We start from the raw sequence: 6,919 nt of genomic DNA on the forward strand, positions 1-6,919 counted from the left end.
ATCCCCTCTTCGAGCCGCTGATGCGCCCCGGCGGCGCGCTCGCCGACTCCGTCGGCCTGGTGATCGGCACCGGACCGGGCCGCGGCGCCGGACTGCTGCTCGTCGTGGTCGGCCTGCTGCTCGCGGTCTGGGGCCTGCTCGGTCTCGCCTACCGGCCGCTGCGCCTGCTGGAGGACATCCTCCCGGACGCGCTGCCGGACGCCGAGATCGGCGACAAGGACGCCATCCAGGCCGAGGCCGACCGGCAGCTCGCCCTCGCCGAGGCCGCCCGCGCCGCAGGCCGGCGCGGGCGCGGTGCCCGGGCCGGGGGAGCGGACCGGCCGCCGGTCGGCACCGTCCGGGTGCCCGGCCCGGCCGGCACCCCGGAACCGGTCGAGGACGACCCGGCCGACCGGGTGCACGCCGCCACCGGCCGCCGGTAGCCGCACGCCCGCACGAGAACGCGCCCCGTCCCCCTCGGCAGGGGGGCGGGGCGCGTCCGGGCGGCTACTTCGCGTGCTTGAAGGAGTAGTTGAACTCCGCCGTGCCGAAGGCCCGCATCAGCCGGATCCAGAACGGCATCATCATCTCCATCGCCCGGGCGCCCGTGATGTCGCCCAGGTCGATCACCGACTCGGCCGGCCAGCCGAAGGTGCCCAGCAGTGCCACCGTGCGCGCCTTGGCCTCCTCGTCGTCGCCCGCGACGAACATGTTGTGCTCGCCGGCGAGCCGGGACGGGTCCACCATCACCGGGGCGGTCACCGTGTTGAGCGTCTTGACCACCAGGGCCTGCGGGAACTCCCGCTGGATCCGCTCACCGACACTGTCGGTGTTCACCGGGTCCAGGGACAGCTCGCCCTCGGGCGAGAAGACCAGCGGGTTGGAGAGGTCGATCAGGAGCTTGCCCGACAGTCGCTCCGGGCCCGCCGCCCGCAGCGCGTCCAGGGCGACCGTCCCCGGGGTGGCGTTCAGGACGACCTCGCCGAACTCCGCCGCCTCCGCGAAGGTGCCGTGGTGGCCGGTCGGCCCCGCCTGCTCGGCCCAGGCCGCCGCGGCCTCGTTGTCCTTGCTGCGTGACCCCAGGGTCACGTCGTGCCCGAGCGCCACCAGCTTGTCCGCGATGGTCCGCGCGACTCCGCCCGTGCCGATGATTCCGTACCGCACCGCGACTGGACCACTTCCGCTGGTGGGCCCGCCCGGCCCGCCGAACCATGGCGCCATGAACCGCACCACCCCCGGCCCCCACCCGGCCGCCCGGCCCCGCCCGACCCGCCGTCTGCCGCGCGCCGCCGCACTCCTCACCGGCCTCGCCCTGCTCGCCCCGCTCGCCGCCGGCACCGCCCGCGCCGACGTCACCACCATCTCCTTCGGCAACGACCGCACCGCCTGGGACCGCGACGAACCGCTGCTCGGCCCGGCCGAGGTCGACCGGTCCGACTTCGGCGTCCGCTTCTCCACCCAGCTCGACGGCCAGGTCTTCGCCCAGCCCCTGGTGATCGGTGACACCGTCGTCGTCGCCACCGAGACCAACCACGTCTACGGCCTCGACGCCAGGACCGGGAAGATCATCTGGCACCGCGTGATGGGCCCGGCCTGGGCCTCCGCCGCCATCGGCTGCTCCGACCCCGGCCCCAACGTCGGCACCACCTCCACCCCGGTCTACGACCCCGCCACCGGCACCGTCTACCTCACCAGCAAGGTCGACGACGGCCCCGACGACCACCACCCGCACCACTACGTGCACGCGCTCGACGCCCGGACCGGGGCCGAGCGCAGCGGCTGGCCCGTCACCGTCCAGGGCGACCCGGTGAACGCGCCCGGCAAGCCCTTCAACGCCTACCGCTCGCTCCAGCGCCCCGGACTGCTGCTGCTCGACGGCCGGCTCTACTTCGGCTTCGGCTCGCTCTGCGGCATCGGCGACTACATCGGCACGGTGGCCGGCCTCGACACCCGCACCCGCCGGCTCACCCTGTTCTCCACCGTCGCCGGCTCCGACACCCAGCGCGCCTCCGTCTGGATGTCCGGCAGCGGCCTGGTGTCCGACGGCCCCGGCCGGTTCTTCCTCACCACCGCCAACGGCCAGGGCGCCGGCGCCTCGCCCGCCCCCGGCCCCGGCAACCGCCCGCCCGGCGGCCTCGGCGAGTCCGTGATCCGCTTCGCCGTCGACGCGGACGGCGGCTTCGCCCCCGCGGACTTCTTCAGCCCGACCAACAACGCCACCCTCGACAAGAAGGACACCGACCTCGGCTCCGGCGGCCCGGTCGCCCTCCCGTCCGGCTTCGGCACCGCCGCCCACCCCCACCTCATGGTCCAGGTCGGCAAGGACGGCCGGATCTTCCTGCTCGACCGCGACGACCTCGGCGGCACCGGCCAGGGCCCGAACGGCACCGACAAGGTCGTCGGCCTCACCGGTCCCTACGGCGGCGTGTGGGGCCACCCCGCGGTCTGGGGCGGCGACGGCGGCTACGTCTACACCGTGGAGAACTACGGCAAGCTGCGCGCCCTCAAGTACGGGGTGACCGCCGCCGGCCTCCCGAAGCTGAGCAACGCCGGCACCAGCGCCGAGGACTTCCTCAAGATGTCCGGCTCACCCGTCGTCACCTCCGACGGCACCCGCACCGGCTCCGCCCTGGTCTGGGTGATCTGGTCCGGCACCGGGAAGTACGGCGAGGGCGGCGAACTGCGGGCGTACGACCCCGTACCGGTCGACGGCACGCTCAAGCTGCGCCGCTCCGTCCCGATCGGCACGGTGAGCAAGTTCTCGGTGCCCGCCACCGACAAGGGGCGCATCTACATCGGTACCAAGGACCACCGCCTGGTCGCCCTCGGCCGCCCCGGCGCCTTCGCCTGAGCCCCTCCGACGGGCCGCCCGCGTGCGGGCGGCCCGTCGCGCGCGCCGGGGCGGCCCCGGGCTCAGCCGCCGTCGCGGAGGCGGGCGGTCACCGTCTTGGGGCGCTGGTACTCGTGCAGGGCGAGGGTGGACAGGTCGATGCCCTGGCCGGAGCTGCCCCGGCCGCTGTGCGGGAGCTCGGCGCTCTGGGCAAGGTGGCAGTTGATCCAGGTCTCGCCCGCGTCCAGCCGGGCGGTCAGGTCGAGGGCGGTCGACAGGTCGGCGGTCCAGACACTGGCGGCGAGGGCCTGCGGCACCCCGTTGGCGAGCGCGAGCGCGGCCTCGACGGTGGGGGCCTGCTGGACGGTCAGCAGCGGGCCGAACACCTCCTCCACCACCGCCGGGTCGTCGTCCGGGAGGTCCGCGAGCAGCCGGGCGGGACGCCAGAGGCCGTCGCCGCGGCCGGGCGCGGGCAGCGAGCGCCCGGCGGCGGAGGCGGCGAGCAGCTTGTCGTACCGGGCGGCCTGGTCGGGGTTGTTGAGCGGGCCGAAGTCGCGGCCCGCCTCGCGGTCGCCGAGGGCGGCGGCGAGGGCGGTGACGGTCCGCTCGTAGTTCTCGGTGAGGGTGATCACCCGGGCGGGCGCGGCGCAGCTCTGACCGGCGTTGTAGGTGCACGCGGCGGCGAGCGCGGACCAGGTGTGGCCGGGCGCGTCGGGCAGGACGAGGACCGGGCTGTTGCCGCCGAGTTCCAGGCTGACCCGGCGGTGGCCGGCCCGGGCGGCGATGTCGGCGCCGGCGGCGGCGCTGCCGGTGAAGGCGATCAGGTCCACCTCGGCGGCGACCAGCAGCCGGCCGCTCTCGCGGTCACCGGCCAGGGTGGTCAGCACGTCCTCGCCGAGCGCCTCGGCGGCGTGGGCGGCGAGCAGCGCCGCCGAGTCGGGGGTGGTCTCGGCGGGCTTGAGCACCACGGCGTTCCCGGCGGCGAGGGCCGGGGCGCAGCGCCAGGCGGCCATCAGCAGCGGGTAGTTCCACGGGACGACGGCCGCGACCACGCCGACCGGCTCCCAGCGCACCCAGCTCTCGTGCCCCGGCAGGTAGCGGCCGGCGGCGGGGGCGGTGCCGGTGCGGGCGGCCCCCGCGTAGAAGCGGAACAGGTCGGCGACCTCGCGGACCTCGGCGGCGGCCTCGGCCTCGGGCTTCCCGGTGCCGGCCTGCTCCAGCACCGTGTACTCGGTGAGGTGCCGCTCGATCAGGTCGGCCAGCGCGTCGAGGCGGCGCTCGCGCTCGCGCGGGGTGAGCGCGCGCCAGCGCGGCCCGGCGGCCCGGGCCCGGGCCACGGTCTCGGCGACCTGCTCGGAGCGCGCCGGGACGAGGGTGCCCCGGGTGTGGCCGGTGCGCGGGTCGGTCAGGTGGAGTTCGGGGGCGGCGGAAACGGTGGACGGTGCCATGACGGGGCCTCCGGGCCGGGTCAGTGGAAAGGGAGGACAGCGTGGAGAGCGAGGAGAGCGTGGGAAGGACGCGCGGCGCGCCCGACCCGGATCACAGGTCGTAGGCGCGCAGCCAGAGTTCGAGGGTGAGCACCAGCCAGAGCTTCCCGCCCTGGCGCGGCAGCAGGGTGCCCTCCCGGCGCATCCAGGTGCGCACGGTGTCCGGCCGCACCAGGCCGCGCTCGCGTGCGGTGCGCCCGAGCAGCAGTTCGGCGGACAGGTCGCGCAGCGGCCCGTGCAGCCACTGCTGGACCGGGACCCGCATACCGCTCTTCGGCCGGTCCACGACCGCGCCCGGCAGCAGGTCGCGGACGGCCTCCTTGAGGATCCACTTCTCCACCGTGCCGCGCAGCTTGAGGGTCGGCGGGGTGGCGAAGGCGTGGTCGACGACCTGCCGGTCGAACAGCGGTGAGCGGCCCTGCACCCCGCGCGAGGCGGTGAGCCGCTCGACCTTGGTGAGGATGTGGTGGGCGCCCTTGGTCCGCAGGTTGCAGTGCAGCAGCTGGTTGAGCAGCGAGTGCATCGGCCCGGGGGAGAGGTACGGGGCGACGAAGCGGCGCGGCTGCGGTTCGTCGGCCAGCGCCCGCAGGGCCTCGCCGGTGAGCAGCAGCGGCAGGTCCTCGTAGCACTTGCGGTAGGAGCGCAGATAGGCCTCGGCCCGCACCTCGGGGGCGGGGTTGTCGCGGTGCATCTCGTGGACCAGCATCGGCAGGTTCTTCGGGCCGCCGTACACCGGGTCGCCGCCCTCGCCGTTGAGCGAGACGGTGATCCCGTCGGCGGCGACCGCCTCGGCGAGCATCAGATTGGGCACGGTCAGCGGGTCGCCGACCGGGCTGTCGAGCAGGGCGACGGTGTCGGCGAGCCGGGCGGCGACCTCCTCGCCGGAGACGGTGAGGATCCGGTGCCGGGTGCCGCAGTGGTCGGCGACCAGTCCGGAGTACCCCAGCTCGTTGGGCAGCCGATCGCCGAAGCTGATCGAGTAGGTGTGCACCGGGTGGTCGTGCAGCCGGGCGGCGAGCGCGGTGACCAGTGAGCTGTCGACGCCGCCGGACAGCAGCACGCCGACCGGACCGCCGGCCGGCAGCCTCCGCGCGGTGGCCCCTTCGAGCAGGGCGCGCAGCTCCCGGGCGTACTCCTCGGCGGGCGGGGCCTCGCCCTCGGGCAGGCGCTCGGCCGGTTCCCAGAACGGTTCCTGCTGGGTGCTGCCGTCGGCGGCGAGCCGCAGCACCCGGCCGGGCAGTGCCTCGTGCACGCCGCGCAGCAGGGTCTCCTCGCCGGGCAGGTAGGCGAAGGTGAGGAAGGAGCGGACGGCGGCCAGGTCGAGGCCGGTGCCGAGCGCGGGCCAGTGGCGCAGGGCGCGGAGCGAGGTGGACGCGGCCCAGCAGCCGTCGGCGCGGGCGTGGAACAGGGTGCGGGCGCCCACGTGGTCGCGGATCAGGACCAGGTCGGCGCCGTCGACGACGGCGAGCGCGAACATCCCGTCGGCCTGCCGCAGGCCGTCCGTGCCGAGCCGCAGCCAGAGCCGGAGCAGCAGTTCGCCGTCCGGCAGGTCCGCGGGTACGGGGGAGCCGGCGGTGGCGAGGGCGGCGAGCAGCTGGGGCCGGTTGTGCAGGGTCACCTCGCCGACGGCGGTGCGGCCGTCGACGGTGAACGGGCCGGTGGCGAAGCCGGGTTCGGCGGGGAGGAGGGCGGCCAGGGCGCCGTTCGGCGCGGTGCCGCCGGTGAGTGCGGCGAGGTGGGCGCGGGCCCGGTCGGCGTCGGGGCCGGCGAGGGCGCAGCAGCGGGGCATGGTGGAGCGGTGCCTTTCGTCGGACGGCGGCCCGCGGGTGGTCCGCGGGCGGCTGGCGGGGTGGCCGGGTGGCAGCCGGGGGCGGCCGGGGTGGCGCGGCTCAGCCGAAGTCGTCGCCGTCCCAGCCGTCGTCGGAGTCGCCCCAGTCGCCGAAGTCCTCGGTGGCGCCGGGGGATCCGGGGTCCCCGTGGTGGTCCCCGGACCCGTCGTCGTCCGCCGATATGTCGCCGCTTCCGCTGCTGCTGCCGCCGCCGTCACCGCCGCCGCCGGAGGTCTGCTGGCGGGCCTGCTGGCGCAGTTCCTCCTCCTCGACCTCGGACAGGGCCAAGGGCGGCAGCTGGGCGGCGGTGATCGCGGCGACGCCGGCCACCCCGAGGGCGCCGACCACCACCCCGAGCCGTCCGCCGAAGGAGCTGCGGTTGAGGGTGACCAGACCGCCGCCCCACACGGTGCGGCCGTAGCCGATGTCGCGGCCGTACTCGGCGGTGCCGTCCGCGAACCGCCGCTTCACCAGGTCGCGGCCGAGCGGCTCGTCGGTGCCGGAGCGGCCGAGGCTGTCGTGCCAGTGGATCTGCCGGTCGGTGCCGCGCCGGCGCCACTCGCTGCGGCCGTCCTCGTACCGGCGGTGGACTTGGCCGTCCGCCAGCAGTTCGTCGCGGTAGCCGAGATGGCGTGCGTTGCTCATGGGTGCGGGGTCCTCACAGACTCGGGCAGGTCGGGCAGTTGTCTACGGGTCGGGGAGCGGGTCAGGGAGCGGAGCGGGGCAGCGTGGGTTCAGCCGGCCGGCCAGCTGAGGAAGCCGCTGCCGCGCACGGCGCTGACCCGCCGGTGCAG

The 6,919-nt window shown here is 75.7% G+C and carries 5 protein-coding genes and 1 pseudogene; 2 read left to right on the top strand and 4 right to left on the bottom strand.

The genetic code is table 11. The features are described 5' to 3' along the window. Positions 1-422, top strand: a pseudogene (locus VR45_RS24025) (hypothetical protein); the annotation flags it as partial. Positions 423-486: 64 nt separating this feature from the next. Here VR45_RS24025 and VR45_RS24030 read toward each other — a convergent pair. Further along, positions 487-1,143, bottom strand: coding sequence for an NAD(P)-binding domain-containing protein (locus tag VR45_RS24030; protein ID WP_045941905.1), 657 nt, complete (start codon positions 1,141-1,143; stop codon positions 487-489). Positions 1,144-1,198: 55 nt separating this feature from the next. On the opposite strand from VR45_RS24030, the gene VR45_RS50140 reads away from it, so the two are divergent. Then, positions 1,199-2,830: a PQQ-binding-like beta-propeller repeat protein gene (locus VR45_RS50140; protein WP_052709328.1), complete on the top strand. Its 1,632-nt coding sequence runs from the start codon at positions 1,199-1,201 to the stop codon at positions 2,828-2,830. Positions 2,831-2,892: 62 nt separating this feature from the next. Here VR45_RS50140 and VR45_RS24040 read toward each other — a convergent pair whose 3' ends face one another. The 3 genes from VR45_RS24040 to VR45_RS24050 form a co-directional block, all read right to left on the bottom strand. Next, complete coding sequence (locus VR45_RS24040) at positions 2,893-4,257, bottom strand: aldehyde dehydrogenase family protein (protein ID WP_045941906.1); 1,365 nt, start codon at positions 4,255-4,257, stop codon at positions 2,893-2,895. Between the two features lie 91 nt (positions 4,258-4,348). Next, on the bottom strand, positions 4,349-6,085 hold the full coding sequence (locus VR45_RS24045) for an asparagine synthase-related protein (protein ID WP_045941907.1): 1,737 nt from the start codon (positions 6,083-6,085) through the stop codon (positions 4,349-4,351). Between the two features lie 100 nt (positions 6,086-6,185). Then, positions 6,186-6,770 (bottom strand): hypothetical protein, encoded by a 585-nt coding sequence (locus VR45_RS24050; protein WP_045941908.1) that lies wholly within the window; start codon positions 6,768-6,770, stop codon positions 6,186-6,188. Positions 6,771-6,919 lie beyond the last annotated feature (149 nt).

The sequence above is a fragment of the Streptomyces sp. NRRL S-495 genome (assembly GCF_000966955.1).
GTDB classification, from domain to species: domain Bacteria; phylum Actinomycetota; class Actinomycetes; order Streptomycetales; family Streptomycetaceae; genus Kitasatospora; species Kitasatospora purpeofusca.

Bases quoted from the DNA above. Each gene is read 5' to 3' on its own strand.
- VR45_RS24045 (WP_045941907.1), bottom strand. From the start codon at position 6,085: ATGCCCCGCTGCTGCGCCCTCGCCGGCCCCGACGCCGACCGGGCCCGC.
- VR45_RS24050 (WP_045941908.1), bottom strand. From the start codon at position 6,770: ATGAGCAACGCACGCCATCTCGGCTACCGCGACGAACTGCTGGCGGAC.
- VR45_RS24040 (WP_045941906.1), bottom strand. From the start codon at position 4,257: ATGGCACCGTCCACCGTTTCCGCCGCCCCCGAACTCCACCTGACCGAC.
- VR45_RS50140 (WP_052709328.1), top strand. From the start codon at position 1,199: ATGAACCGCACCACCCCCGGCCCCCACCCGGCCGCCCGGCCCCGCCCG.